This is a genomic window from Microbacterium sp. CFH 31415 (assembly GCF_022538185.1).
Lineage (GTDB): Bacteria > Actinomycetota > Actinomycetes > Actinomycetales > Microbacteriaceae > Microbacterium.
Genome location: NZ_JAKYXC010000002.1, coordinates 305,730 through 326,906 on the forward strand (window position 1 = coordinate 305,730; position 21,177 = coordinate 326,906).

Genomic DNA, 21,177 nt, shown 5'->3' on the forward strand with positions numbered 1-21,177 from the left:
GGAGGGTCAGGCCGCGGGCTCGCGCTGCGCGTCGTCCTCGACCTTGCCGGCGCGGATGGGATGACCTTGACTGGTCAGGCACCTGCCGCTCGCGAGGTCCCACTTCCAGTCGTGCAGCGAGCAGGTCAGCACGCCGTCCTCGATCTTGCCGGTCTTCGTGAGGTCGGCCCGAAGGTGCGGGCAGCGGCGCTGCACCATCCACTCGCCGAGCTGGGCGTCCTCGGTCTGGTCGGTCTGCTCCGCGTACCAGTTCTCGACATACTCGATGCGGTCGCGCGACAGGCACTTGAGGAAGGTGGTGAGGAACTCGTTGAACTTGCCACTGCGCCCGACCTCGAACTGCATCGACAGGAAGATCGAGTTCGACCAGTCGATCTCGCCGTCTCGGATGTTCGTCGAGACCAGGTCGGCGGGGATCGTGTACCAGTAGATGCACTCCTCCCCCGCGTACTCGCGCACCTTGGCCTTGGGGAAGTCGACGACCATGTCGAGGTCGCCGATGCGGAAGCGAACCATTCCGCCCACGCCGTTGCGGATCGTGCGTGCCCGTCGCAGCAGCGGCTCCCACCACTCCTTGATCGCCGCGAGCATCTCGTCGGGCGGCAGCAAGGGCGCGCGCGATGCTTCCTCGGCGCGGATCTCGTCCTGCCGGGAGTCGCGCTGTTCGGCGAGATAGGCCCACTTGTCGTCGAAGATGCGGTCGATCTCGGCCTGCGTGTACAGCGTCTGCGTGACGCTGAGCTCTCCGCCGTTGAGCTCGACGACCGTTCCCGGCACGAACTCGTAGCCCTTCTGCTCGGGGCGCAGCTCGGCCATGTGGGCCAGGAACTCGCGCTGATCGGTGAAGATCGCGTCGTCGTCCAGTCCTGTGCCGTTGAACTTGAACAGCTCCTCGCGGAGGAACATGGGCGGGCCGGCCATCGGGAAGACGTGCTCGGCGTCCACCTTCTCGATGTAGTACATCGCGCGCTTGTTCTGCGCGTCGCGCTTGAGCTTGGCGAAGTTCTGCTTGGCGTCCTGAGGCAGGTCGTAGACCATGGGCCACCAGATCGCACCCGAGACCTGCGTGAAGTACGCCTCGGGCTTCGAGAATGACATGAGCTTGTCGAGGTCGAGCGGGTGCGAGTCGTTCTGGTTCAGGATGCTGGCGGTGCCGTCGTCCACGCTCAGCGACGAGTCGCCGATCGGGCCGTCGCTGGGAGCCCGCAGCGGGGTCACCATCAGCGTGAGCGGACCGAACTCGAGCGGGACGCCCGCCTGCGTATAGATGATGTTGTCGTAGCCGAGCCTGCGGAGATCCTGCTCCAGGTCGTCAGTCGGGTAGTCGGGCAGCAGGACCTTGATGTCCTTCGGCACGTGGCGCTCCATCAGCGCCGGGTCGAAGTGGTCGCGGTGACGGTGCGAGATGTAGAGGAAGTCGGCCTTGCCGTATTTCGCCCAGTCGAGCCCGCGGTTGTCGGGGAACGGGAACCACGATCCGAAGAAGGTGGGGCCGATGACCGGGTCGCAGAGGATGCTCCCCCCTGCCGTCTCGATGAACATTCCGGCGTGACCGAGGCCCGTGATGCGCATGCTGGCTCCTTCCTCGACAAGTCTATGAGGGGGCCATGGCGCACCAGGGCGTCCCCGCCGTGCAAAAGGAGATGCACCGCACCCGCAGGGGGCGGTGCATCGCCGAAGATCAGGAGGAGCGCGCGATGCGCCCCAGGACTCCGTGGACGAAGGAGCCCGAGTCGTCGGTGGAGAACTCTTTGGCGAGTTCCACCGCCTCGTCGATCGCGACCGCCGCCGGCACCTCGTCGTTGTAGAGGATCTCCCACACGCCGATGCGCAGCACGGCCCGGTCGACCGCGGGCATGCGGGCGAGCGACCAGTCCTTCGCGAAGGTGGTGATCTGCTCGTCGATCGCCTCGCGGTTGTCGATCACGCCGTCGACGATCTCGCGGGCGTACAGCCAGGAGGCCTCGCGCGCCGGCTCGTTCGCGGCGCGCTTCGCCTCGGCGGCGAGCGTCGACGGGAGCTCGTCGCCGCGGACGTCAGCCTGGAAGAGGATGTCGAGGGCGCGCTTGCGCGCCTTGCTGCGGGCGCTCAACGGTCAGTTGACGCGGCCGAGGTAGTCCCCGGTGCGGGTGTCGACCTTGACCTTCGTGCCGGTCTCGAGGAACAGCGGCACCTGGATCTCGTAGCCGGTCTCGACCGTCGCCGGCTTCGTGCCGGCCGACGAACGGTCGCCCTGCAGGCCCGGCTCGGTGTACGTGATCTCGAGCACCACCGACGCGGGAAGCTCGATGTAGAGCGGGTTGCCGTTGTTCAGCGCGATCTGCACCTGCTGGTTCTCGAGCAGGAAGTTCGCGGCGTCGCCCACAGTGGCGGCGTTGACCGTGATCTGGTCGTAATCGGCGACATCCATGAAGACGAAGCCCTCGCCGTCGTTGTACAGGTACGTGAAGTCGCGGCGGTCGACGTTCTCGAGCTCGACCTTGGCACCGGCGTTGAACGTCCTGTCGACGACCTTGCCGGACATGACGTTCTTGAGCTTCGTGCGGACGAACGCGCCACCCTTGCCGGGCTTGACGTGCTGGAACTCCACGACGCTCCAGAGCTGACCGTCGATGTTCAGGACGACGCCGTTCTTGATGTCTGCGGTGGATGCCATGGGGGTGGTGGTTTCCGTTCGTGAGGGGAAAGGGCCGATCGCGGCCGACAGTGCATTCTACGGGATGCCGCGGCGAGACCCCTCGACGCGGCATCCGATCATCCGTCCGCCTGCCCGGTGATGACGGCGATCAGTCGCTCGATGGCGGTCGCGTAGCCCTGCACCCCTTCGCCGACGACGTGCACGACGGCGACGTCCGCGACGTAGGAGTGACGGCGGAACTCCTCGCGCGCGTTCACATCGGAGATGTGCACCTCGGCGACGGGCAGCGCGACGCCGGCCAGCGCATCGCGGAGTACGACCGAGGTGTGCGTGAGTCCGCCCGGATTGATGACGATGCCCGCGCAATCGTGCCGTGCGTCGTGGATGGCGTCGAGGAGGACGCCCTCGTGGTTGCTCTGCACCGCGCGCAGCTCGAAGCCTCTGGCGGCCGCAGCGGCCGCCGCCAGCGCCTCGACGTCGGACAGCGTGGACGATCCGTAGATGCCGGGCTCGCGCGTGCCGAGCAGATTGAGGTTGGGCCCGTTCACGAGGAGCAGGCGGTGCGGCGTGGTCACCTCGTCACGCTATCAGCGGCCGGATGCCGAGTCCTCGGCGTGGTACTGGGCGAGCAGCTCGCGCTCGCGCGCCGCCTTCGGGAAGAACCAGAAGACGAGTGCCGCTCCGACGAGCACGGCGATGATGCCGGCGAGGTACGCCCAGTCCTGTCCCTGCAGGAACGACTCCTTGGCCGCCTGGGTGATGGCGTCGGCGTACTGCGGGTACTGCTTCGCCGCCGCCTCGGCGCTCGCGAACGACTTCGTGAGCGTGGACTGCTGGCTGGAGGTGATCTGCGAGGCATCTGCCGAGCCACCGATCTGCGACAGCATCGACGACGCATACCCCGCCGTGAGCAGTGCGCCGAAGATCGACTGCATGATGGCGCCACCGAGATCGCGCTGCAGGTCGGCGGTGCCGGACGCCATGCCCGCACGCCGCACCGGCACGGCCCCCGTCAGGGAGCGGGACGCCGGCGTCCCCGCCAGCCCCACGCCGGCGCCGATGAACGCATAGCCGAGCGCGACACTCCAGTAGCTCGCGCCCTCGCGCCACAGCAGCAGCATCGTGAGGAAGCCGAGCAGCACCGGCACGTAGCCGATGAGCATCGTGAACCGAGCGCCGTGGCTCTCGACCAGCCTCGCCGAGCGCGGGGCGAGGATCACCATGAAAAGGGCTGCGGGGAGGATGGCGGCGCCCGCCTCGATCGTGGTGTAGCCCAAGACGTTCTGCAGGAACTGCTGTCCGATGAACATCGCGCCCATCAGCGAGCCGAACACGATGATCCCCGCCACCGCGGCGACCCAGAAGACCGGGCGCTTCGCGACGTCGAGGTCGTACAGCGGGTTCGCCGCGCGGCGCTGCCGCCAGAGGAAGCCGACGAGGGTCACGAGCGCGAGCCCTGTCATGCTCAGCACCAGCACGGTCGAGTCGGGCACGGTCGCGAAGTTGATCGCGACGATCAGCGCCCCGATGAGCACCGCCGACAGCAGGCCGCCGAGGTTGTCCACCGGTTCGGTCGCCTCGTTCACGTGCGCCGGGATGAACCTGAGCACCAGCGGCACGGCAACCACGATCAGCGGGATCGTCACGAGGAACACCGACCCCCACGAGAAGGTCTCCAGGAGCAGGCCCGAGATGAGCGGGCCGAGCGCCGAGATCGCCCCGCCGGTGGCCGACCACAGGGCGATGGCGCGCGTGCGCGCCGCGCCCGACCACAGTGCGGTGATCAGCGCGAGCGTCGTAGGGTACGCCATGCCCGCCGCGATGCCGCCCACGACACGCGCAGCGATGAGCACCTCGATCGTGGGAGCGAAGGCCGCGACGATCCCTGCCGGCAGCGAGAGGAGAACGCCGATCAGGAGCATCATCCGACGGCCGTGGCGATCGCCGACCGCTCCCAGCCAGAGCACCGATGCGGCGAGGCCCAGCGAGTATCCGATGGCGACGAGGTTGAGCTGGGTCTGGGAGGCGTCGAACGCGATGCCGATGTCGGGAAGCGCGACGTTCGCCACCGCCAGCGGCAGATTCGCGACCGCTGCGACGAGGATCAGCGTGCCGAGCACCGCCACCGAACGTGACGGACTGGTCGAAGCAGTGGCCATCACGACCGCCTCCCTAATGTGGTGCCGGGGCGCGGCGACGACCCGGTGCCCTCATCCTGCCGGAAGGGCGGTCCCACCTCGGGGGTGATCTTCGCGGGGCGCTAGCCGGCGACCTCCTGGTACGCCGCGAAGAGCAGCGACTCATCGGGCGCCTGCAGCACCGTCGGCTTCGCGATGTCGTCCAGCACGATGAACCGCAGCATCCCGCCACGGCTCTTCTTGTCGCGCTGCATCGTCGCGAGCAGCTGCGGCCATGCGCCCGCCCGGTAGGACGTGGGCAGGCCGAGGGTGTCGAGGATCTCGCGATGGCGCTGGGCCGCGGCATCCGGCAGTCGCCCTGCCAGTCGCGACAGCTCGGCCGCGAACACCATCCCGACGGAGATCGCGGCGCCGTGACGCCAGCGGTACCGCTCGGCGTGCTCGATCGCGTGGCCGAGCGTGTGCCCGTAGTTCAGGATCTCGCGCAGCCCCGCTTCGCGCAGGTCCTCTCCGACGACCCGGGCCTTCATGTCGATCGCGAGCTCGATCGTGCGGCGGAAGGCGTCGCTGCGTGGGTCGGTCGCGGCCTCCGGGTCGGCCTGGATGAGATCCAGGATCTCGGGAGCCCAGATGAAGCCCGCCTTGACCACCTCGGCGTAGCCGGCGACACGCTCGTTGCGCGAGAGCGAGTCCAGCAGGTCGAGGTCGCACAGCACGGCACGGGGCGCCCAGAACGCGCCGACGAGGTTCTTGCCCTCGGCGGTGTTCACTCCGGTCTTGCCGCCCACCGCGGCGTCGACCATGCCCAGCACCGTCGTCGGCACCTGCACCACTTCGACACCCCGGAGCCAGGTGGCCGCGACGAACCCGGCGAGGTCGGTCACCGCCCCGCCGCCGAAACCGATCACCGCGTCGGTCCGTGTGAAGTCGGCCTTCCCCATGACCTGCCAGCAGAACGCGGCCACCTCGATGCGCTTCCCCGCCTCGGCGTCGGGGATCTCGGCGAGGAGCACCTCCCGATCGCCCTTCAGCAGTTCGCGGAGGCCCTCTGCCTGTGCAGCGAGGGTGGGCGGATGGATCACGAGCACCTTGCGGGCAGCGGGAGGCAGGGCATCGCCGAGCATCGGCAGGACGCCGCGCCCCACCGTGATCGCATAGCTCGCGTCGCCGCTCACCGTGATGGTCGTGGCGTCGGTCATGAATCTCCCTCGAGGTGGGTGGACGGCGCAGCGTGCTCAGGGCGAGCCCAGTCGACGATGCGCTCCACGACTGTCTGCAGCGGGCCGCTCGACGTGTCGAACGTCACGTCGGCCAGCTGTTCGTAGATCGGGCGCCGCTCTTCGTAGATGCGGGTCCATCGCTCGAGCGGGTCCTCGCCGGCGAGCAGCGGACGGCTCGAGCCGCGCACCCGCGTGGCGACGACCCGCGGGGCGACGGTGAGCAGCACGACCCGGTGCCGCGCGAGGTCGGCGCGGGTGTCGGGGTCGAGGACCGCGCCGCCCCCGAGCGAGACGACTCCCCCGCCGGCGAGCCCTTCCTTGACCGCTTCCCGTTCGAGCGCGCGGAAGTGCGTCTCGCCGCGCTCGGCGAACAGCCGCTCGATCGGGCCGTGCGCGCGCGACACCGCGGCGTCGGTGTCGAAGAACGGCATCTCGAGCGCACGGGCGACCTTCTTGCCGACGCTGGTCTTGCCCGCGCCCATCGGGCCGATGAGGACGACGGCGCTAGAGGGCGAGGTCATGCTGTGCGAGCGAGGGATCGCTGGCGTCCGCAGTGCGGAGCGCCTCGGGGATCGCGGCGAGATACGCCTCGAGGTTGCGTCGGGTCTCGGCGACGCTGTCGCCGCCGAACTTCTCGAGCGCCACATCGGCCAGGACGATCGCGACCATCGCCTCCGCGACGACGCCCGCGGCGGGCACGGCGCACACGTCGGAGCGCTGATGGTGGGCCGACGCGGTGTCGCCGGTCGCGACATCCACGGTGCGCAGCGCCTTGGGGACCGTGGCGATCGGCTTCATGCCCGCGCGGACGCGCAGCACCGTGCCGGTCGACATGCCACCCTCGGTGCCGCCTGCCTTGTCGGAGGACCGCGCGATGCCGTCGCCCGTCGCGAAGAGCTCATCGTGCGCCTGCGAGCCGCGGCGCGTCGTGGTGACGAAGCCGTCGCCGACCTCCACGCCCTTGATCGCCTGAATGCTCATGAGGGCCTGAGCGAGCTTGCCGTCGAGGCGGCGGTCCCAGTGCACGTGCGACCCGAGTCCCGGAGGAAGCCCGTAGGCCAGCACCTCGACGATGCCGCCGAGCGTGTCGCCGTCCTTGCGGGCGTCATCGACCTCTGCCACCATCCGTTCGCTCGTGGCGGCGTCGAAGCAGCGGAGCGGATCGGCATCGAGCGCAGCGACGTCGTCAGGAGTCGGCAGCGCCGCGTCGTCGGGCACGCGGACGGGACCGATCGAGAGCGTGTGGCTCACGAGGCGGATGCCGAGCTCCGACAGGAACGCCCGGGCGACGGCGCCGAGGGCGACGCGCGCCGCCGTCTCGCGGGCGCTCGCCCGCTCGAGGATCGGCCTGGCCTGGTCGAAGTCGTACTTCTGCATGCCGACGAGGTCGGCGTGACCCGGACGGGGCCGCGTGAGGGCCGCGCCGCGGCCGCGGGACTTCTCGGTGAGTTCGAGGGGCTCGGGGCTCATGACCTCGACCCACTTCGGCCATTCGGTGTTGCCGATGCGCAGGGCGATCGGGCTCCCCAGGCTCCTGCCGTGCACCACCCCGGACGAGATCGTCAGCTCGTCCTGCTCGAACTTCATGCGCGAACCGCGACCGTAGCCGAGCTTGCGACGCTCGAGGTCCGCCTGGATGGCGGCGCTCGAGATGGGGACGCCCGAAGGGAGGCCCTCCATGATGGCGACGAGTTCGGGGCCGTGGGATTCGCCGGCCGTGAGCACGCGGAGCATTGCTCCAGTCTCCCACGTGCGGGAGGACGGTTACGTCAGGAGGCGGACTCGAGTGCGCGGCGCATCGCCGTGACGACGGCGCCCTCGTCGGGGAGCGGGGTGTCGACGGCGCCGGTGGCGAAGATCCTCACCTGAAGGACGGCCTGATGCAGCAGCATCCCGAGCCCCGACACCGCCGCGGTGCCGGCACGCTGCCATGCCGCGGACAGCGTCGTGGGCCAGTGCCCGTACACGACGTCGAAGAGGAGCCCTCCGGCGGCCGCGAACGCGTCGGCCGCGGCATCCGCCACCGGTGCATCTCCGGGGAGCGTGGCGATCGTCACGGGAACGGTCGGGAGAGCGGATGCCTCGAACGGCGTCGTGGTGACGTCGATGTCCAGTCGGCGACCGAGATCGGCGAGTCGCGCCACGGCTTCGGGTCGCCGGGCGACGACGTCGATCCGTGTCGCGCCGAGCTCGGCGAGGGCCACGAGCCCGGAGGTAGCGGTCGCTCCGGCGCCGATGATCCGGGCCTCGTCGAGGCGGGTGATCCCCTCCTCAGCCAGGGCACGGACGATCCCTCCGACGTCGGTGTTGAATCCGCGGGCGGCTCCGCCCGCCAGCAGCAGGGTGTTGACGGCGCCGGTCAGCTCGGCGCGCCGGTCGAGCTCGTGTGCGGCGTCGTGGGCGACCTTCTTGAGCGGCATGGTCAACGACAGACCCCGCCACGAAGCGTCGAGGCCGGCGAGCTCCCCCGCGAACGCGCTGTCGTCCACCCGGCGGCGGCCGTACGACCACGGCAGCCCGAGCACCTCGTACGCCGCGGTGTGGAGCTGGGGCGATCGGCTGTGCGCGATCGGGTCGCCCCACACCTCGAGGCGAGAGGCGTTCGAGCTCAGCACCCGGAGTCCGGGTGATCCTCGCACCAGGCGATCCACTGCGCGACGGCGCGGTTGTGATCGCCGAGGTTCGTCGTGAACACCGTCTCGCCGGTGTCGAGGTTGACCGTCACGAAGTACATCCAATCGCCGCCCGACGGATTCATGACGGCCGAGATCGCCGCGTCGCCCGGATTGGAGATCGGTCCGACAGGCAGTCCGGCGTTGACGTAGGTGTTCCACGGGTTCGGATCGAACTGCGCCTCCTCGGAGGTGCTCGCCGACCCGTCGTGCATCTCGCCGAAGCCGTACTGGGCGGTCGAGTCCATCTGCAGCAGACCGAAGGTCTCCTGATTGTCCGGGTCGAGCCGGTTCTCGATGACCGTGGCGACCTTCTGCATGTCAGCCTCGTACCGTGCTTCGCGCTCGATGATCGAGGCGACCGTCAGCACGCGCTGACGATCCTCTTCGGGAACCCCCGCAGCATCGAGCGACTGCACCGTGCGGTCGACGAGTGTCTGGATGACCTGCTCGGCCGTGACGTCGGGGTTGAATGTGTAGGTGGCCGGGAACAGCCAGCCTTCCAGCGGCTGCCCGCCCGCCGCCACGACCGCGGGATCGGGCGTGACGCCGTAGGCGGACGCGTCGGCTGTCGCGGCCACGAAGTCCTCGACGGGGAGGCCGGTGCCCTCGGCCAGGAGCGGCAGGGACTGCTCGACGGTGAGACCCTCGCGCAGCTGGGCGGTGTTCTCCATCTTGTTCGCCGGATCGAGCAGCGCCGCCAGCGCCGCCTCCGACGTCATCTGCAGCTGCAGTTTGAAGACGCCTGGGACGAACGGCGGGTTCTCGCCCGTGTCGATGAGGTAGTCGTAGAACGCGTTCGGCGTCATCGTGACGCCCGCGTCGAACAACGCCTGCGAGATCGGCATGCCGGTGTCGCCCTCGTTGATGGTGACGTACGCCTCGCCGTTCGCGAGGCCCTCCTCGAAGTCCTTGGGCAGCTCCCAGCCCATCACCTCGCGGACCTTGTCCTCGTACGTCGTCCAGACGTACCAGGCGCCACCCGCCACGCCGCCGATGATCAGCAAGATCACGCCGAGGGCGATCCAGCCGCCGATGCGCCGCTTGCGCTTGTCTTTGGGCGGCGGCACGCTGCCGAGGTCATCGCTCGAGCTGTGGCCGCTGAAAAGGTCTTCCAGCGTCGCAGGCGAGGTGGCGCGCGCGCTGGCGGCGGTCACCCGTTCCCCGAACGCCTCGGTCGGGTCGACGGGCGAGCCTGAGGAGGCGGGGGCGATCGGGGTAGCCCCGGTGCGGCTGTACGGCAGCGCGGGCTCGGCGTCGCCCGCGAGCATCCAGGAGTCGTCGTCGACCGGATCGGCGGGGCGGGGCGTGTAGGCGCGGGGCTGCGCGAGCACGCCCGACCCATCGGTGACGGCCTCGCGCTGCGCCGAGCGCGGCATCGCCGCAGTCGGCCCCGCGTCGACGGCCGTCTGAGCCGGCGACTCGTCGGCCGGCGCGCCCGCACGACGCGCCGCCGCGCTCAGGCCGGCGGCTGCCGCACGCAGCTCGCGGCGCGACAGCGGCGCTCCGGTCGCCGGGCGTGCGGGACCCTGTGCCCCGTCCTCCTCGCCACCGTCGCCCGCGCGTGAGCCGAAGCCGGCGTCATCGCCGGAGCGCCGGAAATCGCGCGACCGAGGGTCGGGAAGCTGGCCGAACAGATCCGCGAACGGATCTCCAGACGGGGTCTCGGGCATGTCAGGCGGGCTCCTGGTGGACGGGTGTTCCGGGTGGTCGGCCGGTGCTCTTCTCGACGTCGAGTGCTTGCTGGAGCAGCACGACCGCGGCGACCTGATCCACAATGCTACGAGACGAACGCTGGGATCGGCCCGAATCACGCAGTGCGGCATGCGCGGAAACCGTCGACAGGCGCTCGTCGACGAGCCGCACCGGCACAGCGGATGCCGCGGCCACCGCCGCGGCGAAGTCCCGGGCATCGGCAGTCGAGGCGGTGTCCTCGCCGCGCAGATTGAGCGGCAGACCGACCAGGATCTCGGCCGCCGAGTACTCCTCCGCCAGCGCTGCGACGCGCGCCACAGCGCCGACGTCTCGCTTCACCGTCTCGACGGGGGTGGCGAGCAGCCCGTCGGGATCGCAGCGCGCGACGCCGACTCGCGCCCTCCCGACGTCGATGCCGAGCCGCACCCCGCGACGGAATCCGCTCACGCGCTGAGCGCGTCCTTCACCGCGGTGAGCGCAGCGGACAGCGCCGAGGCATCCGTCCCACCGCCCTGGGCGACATCGTCGCGTCCGCCGCCGCCGCCGCCGAGCACTCCGGCCGCGGTCTTCGCGAGCACGCCGGCCTTCACGCCCGCGGCGCGTGCGGCGTCGTTCGTGGCGACGATGACCACCGCGCGACCGCCGATCTCCGCGCCGAGCGCGACGACCGCAGGCTGGGCGCCGAGGCGCTCGCGCACCTGGAGGGCAAGGGAGCGAACGTCGTCCGCGGACGACGCGGCGCCGAGCGACTCCGCGACAACGAGATGGCCGCCGATCGTCGACGCGGAGCGCGCGAGGGCCGGGATGCGGTCGCCGAGGGCCTTGGCCTCGAAGGAGGCGATCTTCTTCTCGGCGGCCTTGAGGCTCGCGGTCAGCTCGGCGATGCGCGCAGGGAGCTGGTCGCGGGGCGTCTTGAGCGTCGAGGTGAGCTGCGACACGATGGCCCGCTCGGCCGCGAGCGACCGGAACGCGTCGAGACCGACGAGCGCCTCCACGCGGCGGTTCGCGGCCCCGACGGACGACTCCCCGACCAGGCTGATGAGGCCGACCTCGGCACTCGTCGACACGTGCGTTCCCGCGCAGAGCTCGCGCGACCACGGACCGCCGATGTCGACCATGCGCACGGTGTCGCCGTACTTCTCGCCGAACAGCGCCATGGCGCCGAGCGACTTGGCCTCGTCGAGCGCGAGCACACGGGTGGTCACCTCGAGGTTGTCGCGCACCGCGTTGTTGGCGATCTCCTCGATCTCGCTCTTGGTCTCGTCGGAGAGCGACTGCCCCCACGTGAAGTCGAAGCGCATGTAGCCGGCGCGGTTGAGCGAGCCCGCCTGCGTCGCCGTCTTGCCGAGCGTGTCGCGCAGAGCGGCGTGCACGAGGTGGGTGGCCGAGTGGGCCTGCCGTGCGGCCCGGCGGTTCACGGCGTCCACCACCGTCGTCGCCGGCTGGTCGACGGCGACCTCACCGGTCGTCACCTCGACGGTGTGGCTGATGAGTCCCGCGACGGGCTTCTGCACGTCGAGCACCTCGAGCTCGTAGCCCGGACCGACGATGACGCCCTTGTCGGCGACCTGGCCGCCCGATTCCGCGTAGAGGGCCGTCTCGGCGAGGATGACCTCGGCGATCTGTCCCGCGGAGGCACGATCGACGGCCATGCCGTCGACGAGGATGCCCAGAACACGCGACTCGGTCTCGAGATCGGTGTAGCCCGTGAAGACCGTCTCGCCCTTCGCGCGGAACTCGCGGTAGACGCTGGTGTCGGCGAGCTGGCGCTTGCGGGAACGCGCGTCGGCCTTCGCCCGCGCGCGCTGCTCCTGCATCAGCGTGTCGAACGCCGCGCGGTCGACGGTGAGCCCGGCCTCTTCGGCGATCTCCAGGGTGAGATCGATCGGGAACCCGTACGTGTCGTGCAGGAGGAACGCCTCGGCGCCCGTGAGCGCGGTGCCGCCGTCGCGCTTCGTCTGCGCGACGGAGTCCTCGAGGATGCTCGAACCCGCCGCGAGCGTGCGCAGGAAGGTCTCCTCCTCAGCCAGCGCGTACTGCGAGATGCGGGCGTAGTCGGCCTCCACCTCGGGATAGACGTCCTTCATCGCGTCGCGCGATGCGGCGAAGAGCTCGGCGAACGTCGGGCCCTCGACGCCGAGCTGGCGCATCGAGCGGATCGCGCGGCGCATGAGCCGCCGCAGGATGTAGCCGCGCCCGTCGTTGGAGGGCGTCACACCGTCGGACATCAGCATGAGCGACGAGCGCACGTGGTCGGCGACCACGCGGAAGCGCACGTCGTCGTCGTGGTTCGCGCCGTAGGTGCGACCCGAGAGGGCGACGGCACGGTCGAGCACCGGGCGCACCTGGTCGGTCTCGTACATGTTGTCGACGCCCTGCTTGATGAACGCGATGCGCTCCAGGCCCATGCCGGTGTCGATGTTCTTGTTCGGCAGCTCGCCGACGATGTCGAAGTCGTACTTCGAGCGCACGTTGGTGATCTCGTACTGCATGAAGACGAGATTCCAGATCTCGACATAGCGGTCGTCGTCGGTGGCCGGGCCGCCGTCGGCGCCGTACGCGGGACCGCGGTCGAAGAAGATCTCGGAGCAGGGTCCGGCAGGGCCGGGCAGACCGGTGCTCCAGTAGTTCGTGTCCTTGCCGAGCCGCTGGATGCGCTCTTCGGGCAGGTCCGTGAGCTCCAGCCAGAGGTCGTGCGCCTCATCGTCCTCTTCGTAGACGGTGACCCAGAGGTCCTTCGGGTCGAACCCGAGACCGCCGTCTGCCTCGGACGAGGTCAGCAGATCCCACGCGTACCGGATGGCGCCCTCTTTGAAGTAGTCGCCGAACGACCAGTTGCCGAGCATCTGGAAGAACGTGCCGTGGCGCGGCGTCTTGCCGACCTCTTCGATGTCGTTGAGACGGATGCACTTCTGGTTGTCGGCCGCACGCGGGTAAGGCGCGGGGACGTCGCCGCTCAGGTAGGGGATGAACGGCACCATGCCGGCGACCGTGAACAGCAGCGCAGGGTCGTCCGTCACCAGAGAGGCGGAGGGGACGATCGTGTGGCCGTTCTTCTCGAAGTAGTCGAGGTAGCGCTGAGCGATCTCGGCGGTCTTCATTCGGGTTCCTCGCAGAAAACGCGCGGTCCACTCCCCTGAGACGGGGCAGCGGCGCGCTGGGTCAGTCGGTGAGCTTGTTCGCCGTGTCGGCTGCGGCTTCGGCGGCGCCGGCCGCCGTGGCGCGGGCCGTCTCGGCGACGTCGGCTGCGGCATCCTTCACATCGTCGGCCAGGCCCGAGATGCGGGACTCCTGCTCGCGATACGCATCGCCGATGCGGTCGGTGAACTCCGTGATGCGGGCGTCGACCTCGGCGAGGATCTCGTGTCCTCGCGGGTCCTTGTTCATGAGGTGTGCGACGACGAACCCGCCGGCGATGCCGAACAGGAACCACAGCACGTTCTTCATGTCACCACTTCCTCGCGGAGCCGCGGGGCGCGGCATCCCACCATCGTAGGCGGAAACGACGAAGGGCGTCGGGAATCCCCGACGCCCTTCGCGCGATTCTCGCGGCTCGAGTTAGCGGGCAGTGCGAATTCGGACGCGGCGCTTCGCGCAGCCTCCTGGCGCGGCCCTAGCGGGCCGCGTAGTACTCGACGACGAGCTGGACGTCGCAGACCACGGGGACCTCGGCGCGCTTGGGGCGACGCACGAGACGGGCCTGGAGCTTGTCGAGCTCGACCTCGAGGTAGCCCGGAACGGGCGGCAGGACGTCGGCGTGGCCGCCGGCGGCTGCGACCTGGAAGGGCTCGGTGCCCTCGCTCTTGGCCTTGACGTGGATGAGCTGACCCGGCTTCACGCGGAACGACGGGCGGTCGACGAGCTGGCCGTCGACGAGGATGTGACGGTGCACGACGAGCTGGCGCGCCTGTGCGGTCGTGCGGGCGAAGCCCGAACGGAGCACGAGGGCGTCGAGACGCATCTCGAGGAGCTCGACGAGGTTCTCACCGGTCAGACCCTGGGTGCGGCGGGCCTCGTTGAACGTGTTGCGCATCTGCTTCTCGCGGATGCCGTACTGCTCGCGCAGACGCTGCTTCTCACGCAGACGGACGGCGTAGTCGCTGTCTTGCTTGCGCTTGGTGCGGCCGTGCTCACCGGGAGCGTACGGACGCTTCTCGAGGTAGCGGGCGGCCTTCGGGGTGAGTGCCACGCCGAGAGCGCGGGAGAGACGGACCTTGCGGCGGTCCTGGGACTTCGTTGCCACGAAGCGTTCCTTTCGATGACGCGGCCATGTCGATCACGGCTCGCGGACGTATCTCGGTCTCTTCGCCCTGTCCGGATGCACGCCGGGGCATGCCGGAAGGTCGGTGAAGAAGAGAGAGGATGCCCGAAAACTGTGTTTCGAGCCGGTCAAGTTTATCAGACGGCGGCTCGGGACGAGCCCAGCGGATGCCGCGCCTCAGCGCTCCCCCGCGAGGATGCGCCGGATCTTCTCGAGCCGTGCCTGCACATCGCGCTCCTGGCCGTGATTCGTGGGCTCGTAGTACCGGCGGCCGCGCAGCTCATCGGGAAGGTACTGCTGCGGCGAGACGCCCACCTCGGAGTCGTGCGGGTAGACGTACCCCTTGCCGTGACCGAGGCGCTTCGCGCCCGGGTAGTGCGCGTCGCGCAGATGCACCGGCACCCGGCCGAAGCCGCCGGCGCGCACGTCGGCGATCGCGGCGTTGATCGCGAGGTAGGCGGCGTTCGACTTCGCTGTCGTGGCGAGGTACGCCGTCGCCTCGGCGAGCGGGATGCGCCCTTCGGGCATGCCGATCAGCTGCACGGCGTCGGCGGCGGCGACCGCGATCCCCAGCGCCTGGGGGTCGGCCAGTCCGATGTCTTCGGCTGCCGAGATGATCAGGCGACGGGCGATGAAGCGGGGGTCCTCCCCCGCCTCGATCATGCGCGCCAGGTAATGCATCGCAGCGTCGACGTCGGAACCGCGGATCGATTTGATGAACGCGCTGATGACGTCGTAGTGCTCGTCGCCCTGACGGTCGTAGCGCAGGAGCGCGCGGTCGACCGCCTGCGCGACGTGCTCGGGCGTGATCTGCGGCGGCTCGGAGCCGTCGGCGGTCTCGGCCTCATCGTCGGCGGGCTCGGCGAAGGAGGCCGCCGCCTCGAGCGCGGTGAGCGCGCGACGCGCGTCGCCGGACGACAGGCGCACCAGCGCATCGCGGGCCTCATCCGTCAGCGCCACCGCCCCGGCAAGACCCCGGGCGTCGGCGACCGCGCGATCGATGAGCAGGCGCAGGTCGTCGTCGGTGAGGGGCTTGAGCGTCAGGAGCAGCGAGCGGGAGAGCAACGGCGAGATGACCGAGAACGAGGGATTCTCGGTCGTGGCGGCGATCAGGACGACCCAGCCGTTCTCGACGCCCGGCAGCAGGGCATCCTGCTGCGCCTTCGTGAACCGGTGGATCTCGTCGAGGAAGAGAATCGTCGACTGTCCGTAGAGGTCGCGCTGCGTGAGTGCCTCCTGCATCACCTCGCGGACGTCTTTCACGCCGGCCGTCACCGCGGAGAGCTCGACGAAACGGCGCCCGGAAGAGCGCGCGATCGCCTGCGCGAGCGTCGTCTTGCCCGTCCCGGGCGGTCCCCAGAGGATGACGGACGTGGCCGCGCGGGCCGCCGCCTCGGGATTCGCGAGCGTGACCAGAGGCGATCCGGGACGAAGGAGATGTCCTTGCCCGGCGACCTCGTCGAGCGAGGTCGGACGCATCCGCACCGCAAGGGGCGTCTGCCCCTGGAAGAGCGCGGTCGGAGAAGTCACCGTCCCAGGCTAGCCCGCGCCTGCGACGGCGGGCGCGGAGGGAGTTTTGCCGCCGGTGAAGCGGCGCCATAGGATCAACCCGGCCCGGGAACCGACCCGGAGCGGAGGAGGTTCCGTGGCTAACGGTGGCAAGGATCGCGGCTCGCGCGAGGCGCGGGAGCGTGCACGGCTGTACCAGGCGCGTGTGGAGTTCCACAACGGACAGTCTCGCCGCCGCACCCGCGACAACCTCATCGCAGGCATCGCCGGTGGCCTGCTGGTCGTCGGCGTCCTCGCCGCGCAGACCGCGTACTTCGTCAGCGGTCCCGGCGCCCCCGCGCCCGAGCCGACGCAGAGCATGAACCCCGGCGAGACTCCCGCGCCCACCCCCACCGAGACGGGGACGCCGACGGACACGCCCACCCCGAGCGTCACACCCACTCCGACGCCGTAGAACACGGCGGTCCGGGCATCTGAGCAGACGGCTCCCCGTACTAGGCTTGGGAGCCGTCCAACCCCCCACAGGCGGCGCGAGCCGCGATGAGGTGCATCCCGTGACTGCTGCAGCAGAGTCCACTCCCGAGTCCACCGGTCCCTCGACCGCGGACACCCAGCCCGAGCCCGAGGTCGTCGACGCCGACGTCCCCGCGACGGAGGCCTCCGAGAACGTCCGGTCCGACGGCGACGACGCCGTCATCGAGGCCGAGTCCGGCGCGCCCGAGGTCGAAGCGCCTCAGGCTGCTGAGGCAGCGGGGGCCGAAGCGCCTGCGGAGGCGGAGGTCCCTGACGCCGAGGCTTCTGTTGCCGCGCACGACGCAACCGAAGGCGAGACCGCCGCGCCCGAGACGTCCGTGACTCCCGCGCCGGCACGTCCGGCCGCGCCGGTGCCGACGCCGCGCCCGCGTGCGACGGTCGCGGCGCAGGTCGCCGCGCCGAGCGAGCCCTGGGGTCGGGTCGAGGACGACGGCACGGTGTCGGTCCGCGAAGGTGACACATGGCGCGTCGTGGGGCAGTTCCCCGATGGCTCCCCTGAGGAGGCTCTCGCCTACTTCGAGCGCAAGTACGCCGATCTCGCGAGCGAGGTGACTCTCCTCGAGGTGCGCCGGCGCCGGGGCGGCGCGTCGGCCTCCGACCTGCGCACCGCTGCCAAGGCCGTGTCGGCCAAGCTCGACGGCGCCGCAGCCGTGGGCGACCTCGCCGCCCTCGAGGCGCGCGTCGCCGCGCTGACCGAGACGCTGGCCGCGGCATCCGAGTCCGAAGCCGCCGCCGCGCGCGAGGCCGTCGACGAGGCGGTCCGCGCTCGCACCGAGCTGGTGGAGAAGGCTGAGGCCCTCGCCGGGCGCGACCCGCGCACGGTGCAGTGGAAGCAGGCGACCGCCGAGCTGAACGAGCTGTTCGAGCAGTGGCAGTCGCAGCAGCAGAACGGCCCCCGCCTTCCGAAGTCGACCGCCCAGCAGCTGTGGAAGCGATTCCGCGACGCGCGTTCGACCGTCGACAAGCACCGCCGAGAGTTCTACGCCGAGCTCGACGAGGTCCACAAGGGCGTTCGCGAGCGCAAGACCAAGCTCGTCGAGAAGGCTGAAGCGCTCGCCACGAAGGGCGAGGACGGCATCCCCGCCTACCGCGAGCTCCTCGACCAGTGGAAGACCGCCGGCCGCGCCGGCAAGAAGGTCGACGACGCCCTCTGGGTGCGCTTCAAGGCAGCCGGTGACGCCCTGTACGGAGCACGCGTCGAGCGCGAGGCGGCCGACGCCGAGGCATCCCGCGAGAAGATCGAGGCCAAGCGCGCGCTCCTCGTCGAGGCCGGAGCGGTCGCCGATGAGCGCAACCTCGGCAAGGCACGCACGCTGCTCACCGGAATCCAGCGTCGCTGGGACGAGATAGGGCGCATCTTCCCGCGCGACGCCGAGCGCTCGCTCGACGACGACCTGCGCAAGATCGAGCAGGCCCTGCGCACGCGCGAGGACGCAGACTGGAAGAGCAACAATCCCGAGACCAAGGCGCGCGCGAATGACATGACGCGTCAGCTGACCGACGCGATCGAGAAGCTCGAGGCCGAGCTGGCCGCCGCGAAGCAGTCCGGCGACAAGAAGGCCATCGCCGACGCGACGGACGCGCTCAACGCTCGCAAGGCGTGGCTGAAGGCGGTCGGAGGCTGACCCACGATCTCGTCTCCCGCCAGGTTCTCCACAGCGTGGCGGGAACGGTGTCGCGTGCGTTGATCAGTGCGGCACACTGCCGCTATGGCCTCGCCGTTCCTCTATTTCGTCGATGACCGTCTCTCGCTCGCCGAGCTCATGGCGGCGCGTCTGGACGGCGACGTGGTCGAGCTGGGCGACGCCTACATCCCCGCCGACGCGGTCGAGACGCGGGCTCTGCGCGCCGGTTCGCTGACCGGCCTGCTGGGCGACACCCTCGCCGCCACGCATCTCACCGCCGCCTGGGTGCACGGAGTGCTCTCCAAGCCGCCCTCCCCGCACACCGTGCAGCGCGCCGTGCCGCGGCGGCTGCATCGCGTGCCCAGTCGCCACCTCGTCTACCGCGACCTGGCCGTCGATCCTGCCGACCTCGTGACCGTCGGCGGCGTGCGCGTGACGACTCCGGTGCGCACTCTCGAAGATCTCTGCCGGGTCGGCGACGACGCGCACACGCGCGCGGCCCGTCTGCTCGCCATGGGCCGGAGCGACCTGGTCGACGCGGCGATCGCACGACTCGAGGCGGGGGCGCTCCCCCACAAGCGCGCCGCCATCGTCCTGCTGCGCGGCCTCGCCGCCGCAGAGGCCGCTACGACGATGTGACGCGGTAGACGTCGTACACCGCGTCGATCCGTCGCACTGCGTTGAGGACGCGGTCGAGGTGCACGATGTCACCCATCTCGAACACGAAACGACTCAGGGCCAGCCGGTTGCTCGATGTCGAGACCGACGCCGACAGGATGTTGACGTGATGCTCGCTGAGCACCCGCGTCACATCGCTGAGCAGGCCGGAGCGGTCGAGCGCCTCTACCTGGATCTGCACGAGGAAGACGCTCTTGGTCGTCGGGGCCCACTCGACGTCGATCAGACGCTCGGGGTCGTCCATCAGCGACTTGACGTTCGTGCAGTCCGCCCGGTGCACGGACACGCCGCTGCCGCGAGTGACGAATCCCATGATCTGGTCGCCGGGCACGGGCGTGCAGCACTTCGCGAGCTTGACGAGGATGTCGGGGGCTCCTCGCACGAGGATTCCGCTGTCACCGTTGCGCGGCTGGCGTGGGCGGCCGACGCCGGGCAGCTCGATCGGACCCGTGCTCGTGTCGTTGGCGCTGACCAGCGCCGTGACCTTCTCGATCACGGACTGCGTCGACACGTGGCCTTCGCCGACCGCTGCATACAGCGCCGAGACGTCCTCGTAGCGGAGCTGGTGGGCGACCTCGGTGAACGAGTCCTGACTCATCAGCCGCTGCAGCGGCAGGTTCTGGCGGCGCATCGCGCGGGCGATGGACTCCTTGCCCTGCTCGATGGCCTCTTCTCGCCGCTCCTTGGTGAACCAGCCGCGGATCTTGTTGCGTGCGCGCGTGCTCTTGACGAAGCCGAGCCAGTCCTGGCTGGGGCCGGCGTCCGGGTTCTTCGACGTGAACACCTCGACGACGTCGCCGCTCTTCAGCTCGGACTCGAGCGGCACGAGGCGCCCGTTGACCTTGGCGCCCATCGTGCGATGGCCCACCTCGGTGTGCACGGCATAGCCGAAGTCCACCGGTGTCGCGCCCGCCGGGAGCCCGATGACGCGTCCCTTCGGCGTGAAGACGTACACCTCTTTCGCGCCGATCTCGAACCGCAGGGAATCGAGGAACTCACCGGGATCGGCGGTCTCGGCCTGCCAGTCGGAGATGTGCGCGAGCCATGCCATGTCGGTGTCGAGCGCCTTCGTGTCGCTCTTGCCGCCGTTCATCCGCTCTTTGTACTTCCAGTGTGCGGCGACGCCGTACTCGGCCTGCTGGTGCATCTCGTTGGTGCGGATCTGGATCTCGACGGTGCGCCCGCCCGGACCGATCACGGTCGTATGGAGCGACTGGTAGAGGTTGAACTTCGGGGTGGCGATGTAGTCCTTGAACCGCCCGGGCAGCGGCGTCCAGCGTGCGTGGATCGCACCGAGGACCGCGTAGCAGTCGCGCACGCTGCCGACCAGGATGCGGATGCCGATGAGGTCGTAGATGTCGTCGAACTCGCGGCCGCGCACGACCATCTTCTGGTACACCGAGTACAGCTGCTTCGGACGGCCCATGACGCGGCCGCGGATGCGCAGCTCGCGCAGGTCGGTGTCGACGGCATCGATCACGTTCTGCACGTACTGCTCGCGCTGCGGGGTGCGCTGCTTGACGAGGCTCTCGATCTCCGCGTACAGCTTCGGGTGCAGCACCGCGAACGAGAGATCCTCGAGCTCGGACTTGATCGCCTGGATGCCGAGCCGGTGCGCCAAGGGTGCGTAGATCTCGAGGGTCTCGGTCGCCTTCTTACGCGCCTTCTCGGGTGGAACGAAGCCCCAGGTGCGCGCGTTGTGAAGGCGGTCTGCCAGCTTGATCAGCAGCACACGGATGTCGCGCGACATCGCGACGATCATCTTGCGGACCGTCTCGGCCTGAGCGCTCTCGCCGTACTTGACCTTGTCGAGCTTCGTGACGCCGTCGACGAGCATCGCGACCTCGTCGCCGAACTCCGCGGTGAGCGCATCGAGCGCGTAGCCGGTGTCTTCGACGGTGTCGTGGAGCAGCGCGGCGGCGATCGCCTTCGGCCCCAGCCCGAGGTCGGCCAGGATCTGGGCGACCGCGAGCGGGTGGGTGATGTACGGCTCGCCGCTCTGACGGGTCTGCCCGCTGTGCGCTTTGTCGGCGACGGCGTACGCGCGCTCGATGATCGAGAGGTCGCCCTTGGGGTGGTGAGTGCGCACCGTGCGGAGAAGCTGCTCGACGTCGTCGCGCCGGGCGGATCGCGAGAAGATGCGCGGCACGAGGCGGCGAAGCGAGGAGGTCTGGGCGGGAGGGACGGTCTCGGTCATCCGAACCCCT

General features: G+C 69.9%; 19 protein-coding genes. 3 read left to right on the forward strand and 16 right to left on the reverse strand.

Translation table 11 applies throughout. The features are described 5' to 3' along the window. Positions 1-6 precede the first annotated feature (6 nt). From MK786_RS02370 to MK786_RS02440, 15 genes are all read right to left on the reverse strand, one after another. On the reverse strand, positions 7-1,572 hold the full coding sequence (locus MK786_RS02370; protein WP_241110645.1) for a Rieske 2Fe-2S domain-containing protein: 1,566 nt from the start codon (positions 1,570-1,572) through the stop codon (positions 7-9). 109 nt (positions 1,573-1,681) lie between these two features. Further along, the gene (gene nusB, locus MK786_RS02375) at positions 1,682-2,092 is read right to left on the reverse strand and encodes a transcription antitermination factor NusB (protein WP_241110646.1); all 411 of its coding nucleotides are present in this window, start codon (positions 2,090-2,092) and stop codon (positions 1,682-1,684) included. A 3-nt stretch (positions 2,093-2,095) separates the two neighbouring features. Beyond that, positions 2,096-2,656 (reverse strand): elongation factor P, encoded by a 561-nt coding sequence (gene efp / locus MK786_RS02380; RefSeq protein WP_241110647.1) that lies wholly within the window; start codon positions 2,654-2,656, stop codon positions 2,096-2,098. A 98-nt stretch (positions 2,657-2,754) separates the two neighbouring features. Then, on the reverse strand, positions 2,755-3,213 hold the full coding sequence (aroQ, locus tag MK786_RS02385; protein WP_241110648.1) for a type II 3-dehydroquinate dehydratase: 459 nt from the start codon (positions 3,211-3,213) through the stop codon (positions 2,755-2,757). Between the two features lie 12 nt (positions 3,214-3,225). Beyond that, complete coding sequence (locus MK786_RS02390; RefSeq protein WP_241110649.1) at positions 3,226-4,797, reverse strand: MFS transporter; 1,572 nt, start codon at positions 4,795-4,797, stop codon at positions 3,226-3,228. Between the two features lie 101 nt (positions 4,798-4,898). Next, on the reverse strand, positions 4,899-5,975 hold the full coding sequence (gene aroB / locus MK786_RS02395) for a 3-dehydroquinate synthase (RefSeq protein ID WP_241110650.1): 1,077 nt from the start codon (positions 5,973-5,975) through the stop codon (positions 4,899-4,901). Further along, positions 5,972-6,517 carry a shikimate kinase gene (locus MK786_RS02400; protein WP_241110651.1) on the reverse strand — a complete coding sequence of 182 codons (546 nt, stop codon included), beginning with the start codon at positions 6,515-6,517 and terminating at the stop codon, positions 5,972-5,974. Before MK786_RS02400 ends, aroB begins: the two co-directional genes overlap by 4 nt. Continuing rightward, positions 6,501-7,730 (reverse strand): chorismate synthase, encoded by a 1,230-nt coding sequence (aroC, locus tag MK786_RS02405; RefSeq protein ID WP_241110652.1) that lies wholly within the window; start codon positions 7,728-7,730, stop codon positions 6,501-6,503. The genes MK786_RS02400 and aroC overlap by 17 nt, the downstream gene beginning before the upstream one ends. Positions 7,731-7,765: 35 nt before the next feature. Beyond that, positions 7,766-8,638: a shikimate dehydrogenase gene (locus tag MK786_RS02410; protein WP_241110940.1), complete on the reverse strand. Its 873-nt coding sequence runs from the start codon at positions 8,636-8,638 to the stop codon at positions 7,766-7,768. Next, positions 8,605-10,341 (reverse strand): endolytic transglycosylase MltG, encoded by a 1,737-nt coding sequence (gene mltG, locus MK786_RS02415; protein ID WP_241110653.1) that lies wholly within the window; start codon positions 10,339-10,341, stop codon positions 8,605-8,607. Before mltG ends, MK786_RS02410 begins: the two co-directional genes overlap by 34 nt. Before the next feature lies 1 nt (position 10,342). After that, positions 10,343-10,810 (reverse strand): Holliday junction resolvase RuvX, encoded by a 468-nt coding sequence (gene ruvX, locus MK786_RS02420; RefSeq protein WP_241110654.1) that lies wholly within the window; start codon positions 10,808-10,810, stop codon positions 10,343-10,345. Then, a complete protein-coding gene (gene alaS, locus MK786_RS02425; RefSeq protein WP_241110655.1) occupies positions 10,807-13,464 on the reverse strand; it encodes an alanine--tRNA ligase in 2,658 nt (885 codons plus the stop codon). The genes ruvX and alaS overlap by 4 nt, the downstream gene beginning before the upstream one ends. Positions 13,465-13,525: 61 nt before the next feature. After that, complete coding sequence (locus MK786_RS02430; protein WP_241110656.1) at positions 13,526-13,810, reverse strand: ATPase; 285 nt, start codon at positions 13,808-13,810, stop codon at positions 13,526-13,528. A 166-nt stretch (positions 13,811-13,976) separates the two neighbouring features. Next, a complete protein-coding gene (gene rpsD / locus MK786_RS02435; RefSeq protein ID WP_191766437.1) occupies positions 13,977-14,606 on the reverse strand; it encodes a 30S ribosomal protein S4 in 630 nt (209 codons plus the stop codon). Between the two features lie 195 nt (positions 14,607-14,801). Further along, on the reverse strand, positions 14,802-16,103 hold the full coding sequence (locus tag MK786_RS02440; protein WP_277397224.1) for a replication-associated recombination protein A: 1,302 nt from the start codon (positions 16,101-16,103) through the stop codon (positions 14,802-14,804). Positions 16,104-16,269: 166 nt separating this feature from the next. On the opposite strand from MK786_RS02440, the gene MK786_RS02445 reads away from it, so the two are divergent. The 3 genes from MK786_RS02445 (at position 16,270) to MK786_RS02455 (ending at position 18,931) form a co-directional block, all read left to right on the forward strand. Then, a complete protein-coding gene (locus MK786_RS02445; RefSeq protein WP_241110658.1) occupies positions 16,270-16,587 on the forward strand; it encodes a dioxygenase in 318 nt (105 codons plus the stop codon). Positions 16,588-16,687: 100 nt separating this feature from the next. Then, the gene (locus MK786_RS02450; protein WP_308220016.1) at positions 16,688-18,292 is read left to right on the forward strand and encodes a DUF349 domain-containing protein; all 1,605 of its coding nucleotides are present in this window, start codon (positions 16,688-16,690) and stop codon (positions 18,290-18,292) included. A gap of 84 nt (positions 18,293-18,376) precedes the next feature. Beyond that, complete coding sequence (locus tag MK786_RS02455; protein ID WP_241110659.1) at positions 18,377-18,931, forward strand: type IV toxin-antitoxin system AbiEi family antitoxin; 555 nt, start codon at positions 18,377-18,379, stop codon at positions 18,929-18,931. Here the strand turns inward: MK786_RS02455 and MK786_RS02460 are convergent. After that, positions 18,918-21,167 carry a bifunctional (p)ppGpp synthetase/guanosine-3',5'-bis(diphosphate) 3'-pyrophosphohydrolase gene (locus tag MK786_RS02460; RefSeq protein WP_241110660.1) on the reverse strand — a complete coding sequence of 750 codons (2,250 nt, stop codon included), beginning with the start codon at positions 21,165-21,167 and terminating at the stop codon, positions 18,918-18,920. The genes MK786_RS02455 and MK786_RS02460 overlap by 14 nt on opposite strands. Positions 21,168-21,177: the final 10 nt, after the last annotated feature.

Bases quoted from the DNA above. Each gene is read 5' to 3' on its own strand.
- MK786_RS02455 (WP_241110659.1), top strand. From the start codon at position 18,377: ATGGCCTCGCCGTTCCTCTATTTCGTCGATGACCGTCTCTCGCTCGCC.
- aroB (WP_241110650.1), bottom strand. From the start codon at position 5,975: ATGACCGACGCCACGACCATCACGGTGAGCGGCGACGCGAGCTATGCG.
- MK786_RS02370 (WP_241110645.1), bottom strand. From the start codon at position 1,572: ATGCGCATCACGGGCCTCGGTCACGCCGGAATGTTCATCGAGACGGCA.
- MK786_RS02440 (WP_277397224.1), bottom strand. From the start codon at position 16,103: ATGCGTCCGACCTCGCTCGACGAGGTCGCCGGGCAAGGACATCTCCTT.
- alaS (WP_241110655.1), bottom strand. From the start codon at position 13,464: ATGAAGACCGCCGAGATCGCTCAGCGCTACCTCGACTACTTCGAGAAG.
- MK786_RS02390 (WP_241110649.1), bottom strand. From the start codon at position 4,797: ATGGCCACTGCTTCGACCAGTCCGTCACGTTCGGTGGCGGTGCTCGGC.
- mltG (WP_241110653.1), bottom strand. From the start codon at position 10,341: ATGCCCGAGACCCCGTCTGGAGATCCGTTCGCGGATCTGTTCGGCCAG.
- MK786_RS02430 (WP_241110656.1), bottom strand. From the start codon at position 13,810: ATGAAGAACGTGCTGTGGTTCCTGTTCGGCATCGCCGGCGGGTTCGTC.
- efp (WP_241110647.1), bottom strand. From the start codon at position 2,656: ATGGCATCCACCGCAGACATCAAGAACGGCGTCGTCCTGAACATCGAC.
- aroC (WP_241110652.1), bottom strand. From the start codon at position 7,730: ATGCTCCGCGTGCTCACGGCCGGCGAATCCCACGGCCCCGAACTCGTC.
- MK786_RS02400 (WP_241110651.1), bottom strand. From the start codon at position 6,517: ATGACCTCGCCCTCTAGCGCCGTCGTCCTCATCGGCCCGATGGGCGCG.
- MK786_RS02460 (WP_241110660.1), bottom strand. From the start codon at position 21,167: ATGACCGAGACCGTCCCTCCCGCCCAGACCTCCTCGCTTCGCCGCCTC.